Annotated in this window: 2 protein-coding genes and 1 pseudogene; all 3 read left to right on the forward strand. The window is 39.1% G+C overall.

Translation table 11 applies throughout. The annotated features are described in order from the left end of the window. Positions 1 to 120 precede the first annotated feature (120 nt). Complete coding sequence (locus HMPREF9304_RS15320) at positions 121 to 1,119, forward strand: RHS repeat domain-containing protein (RefSeq protein WP_445236343.1); 999 nt, start codon at positions 121 to 123, stop codon at positions 1,117 to 1,119. 14 nt (positions 1,120 to 1,133) lie between these two features. Beyond that, positions 1,134 to 1,586, forward strand: a complete 453-nt coding sequence (locus tag HMPREF9304_RS11775) for an Imm44 family immunity protein (protein WP_036929413.1) — start codon at positions 1,134 to 1,136, stop codon at positions 1,584 to 1,586. Then, a pseudogene (locus tag HMPREF9304_RS11780) lies at positions 1,583 to 2,231 on the forward strand (hypothetical protein); the annotation flags it as partial. The gene HMPREF9304_RS11775 and the pseudogene HMPREF9304_RS11780, both read left to right, overlap by 4 nt.

The raw sequence follows: 2,231 nt of genomic DNA on the forward strand, positions 1-2,231 counted from the left end.
TGGGGACGGTTGCGCAATCCTGATACACACGTGGCTTATGCACCGGGCACGGAGCCAGCATTGTTCNTAGGACGTGGNTACACNGGTCATGAACATCTTCNGCAGTTCGGGCTTATCAACATGAATGCCCGCCTATATGACCCTGTCTTGGGCCGTTTCCTTAGTCCCGACCCATACGTGCAGATGNCNGACTTTACGCAGAANTTNAACAGGTATAGCTATNGTTTGAACAATCCATTATGCTACGTTGATAAAGANGGAGAATCGNTTTTATTAATTTTAGCAGCTGTTGCCGGCGCATATTTAGGTGGGGTTGCTTCCAATAATGGAGAACTTAATCCATTATCGTGGAATTGGAAAGAGCCAGCAACATATTTAGGAATTGGAGTTGGTGCTATAACTGGATATGCGTGTGGGTACGGAATAGCAAATCCTGGAACATTTTCATATACTTTTGGTATAAATAATGCATGGGTAGGTGCTGGTCTAACACTTGGCACAACTGGTACACTTCGTAATTGGGATTTTCATTGGTCAACAATTGGAGGAGGTGGAGGAGGAATTTCAAATCAATATTTCTCTTCGCATACAGTTAATCAAAACATTCATCAAAACATTCTTTATGAAAAGGAAAAATGGGACTGGAGTGATTATGAATCTGCTTCAATGACTTTACCCCTACTATATGATGATGCGTGGGGATATGGAGTTGTTGATGATATCATAGTTGCAGGAGCTTATATTAAAGCAACATATGATTTTATTAATGATAATGAATACTTAATTAGGAAACAAACAAAAGAAATAGAATATTGGCTGCAAAAAAATCTTGAACTCAAGCCTGGTTTTGTTTATGAACTCAGGCCTATAGAACCTGGATATTATAAGAATTTTCATGGCAGTCCGGTATACATGGCACCTGATGACGTGTGGAAATATGGAGAGACAACAGTCGGAGAACAAAGGTATTCAGATGAATTTTATAAGAGAGAGAAATTAAAAATGTTTCCTATCTTCTACGGGAATACAATAGAAATTAAAATTCAGGAGAAGATTATGATATATGGCTATGTTTTCAAATATGGCCACCTCCCTCCTGGAAATAAAATTTTCAGATAAATAATAATAACATTATGGAAGTGACATTAGCACAAACATTCTCTGTTGAATTTGACAAGACGACAAAAGATAGAGAATTTACAGAATTAGATCACAAAATGATTGACTATTTTAAAAATAGGAATTATGGAGATGACGTTTGTACGTATCTGATCGGAATCACCTGTGTACATCCTAAGTATGATGCTTTCTTTCCTTTGAAAAGACCTTTGTATGTACAAGATAGAATGATATGTTTAGATTCCGCATTGGGCAAAACGCATATATATAAAACACTTACATTTAAGATCAAATTAGACTTTGAGGAGTTTATCAATAGCAATACGGAAGAAGGACAGAAAATGATAGCGAGGTCCATCATGGAAAGAGTTAGAAATTTAAAATATCCTGCAAAAATAAAGGACTTTGATAAGGAACGTTTTTTAAAAGACTTGACGTTATTCTTTGAACAACAAAGATTAATTTGAAAGCAATAGTGATGTTGAATGATGGTATCATCGTCAGACCTCTTTTCCATATTAGTGTGCAGGCGGACTCCCTACACCGTCTGAGTTGTATCGGGCAACAACAGCTAACCTATGCTCCCAATGGCAACATCACGCAGATTCCCGGCATGGGCAACATGCAATACAATCATGCGGACAGACCTTATCAGGTTACCATGTTGACACCTGATGGAAACACTGTGCCTTTAAGAGCACAAATAGTTTCATATAATTCAATTCAACGTCCAAGTACAATTGAAGAAAACGGCACAAGAGCTTCATTGATATACAATGCTGACGGAGATCGAATAAAAATGATTGTCGATAAAGGAAGTTCAACTCTTCTCACACGTTATTATTTCGACGGCAAGTATGAAATTGACGGTGTCAAGTCTAATGCCGCCCAACGCTTATACATCGGTGGTGATGCTTACAGTGCTCCGGCTGTGTATGTCAAGGAAGAAAACAGCAGTGAGTGGCAGATATTTTACATCTGCCGTGACTATCTCGGCAGCATTACCCATGTGGCCAATGCCGATGGCACTCTAAAACAGGAATTGAGTTATGATGCGTGGGGACGGTTGCGCAATCCTGATACACACGTGGCTTATGCACCGGGCACGGAGC

It is taken from the genome of Hoylesella timonensis S9-PR14, assembly GCF_000762405.1.
GTDB lineage: Bacteria > Bacteroidota > Bacteroidia > Bacteroidales > Bacteroidaceae > Prevotella > Prevotella timonensis_A.

What these genes read in the sequence shown, in the direction of transcription:
- HMPREF9304_RS11775 (WP_036929413.1), top strand. Translation starts at nt 1,134, where the DNA reads ATGGAAGTGACATTAGCACAAACATTCTCTGTTGAATTTGACAAGACG.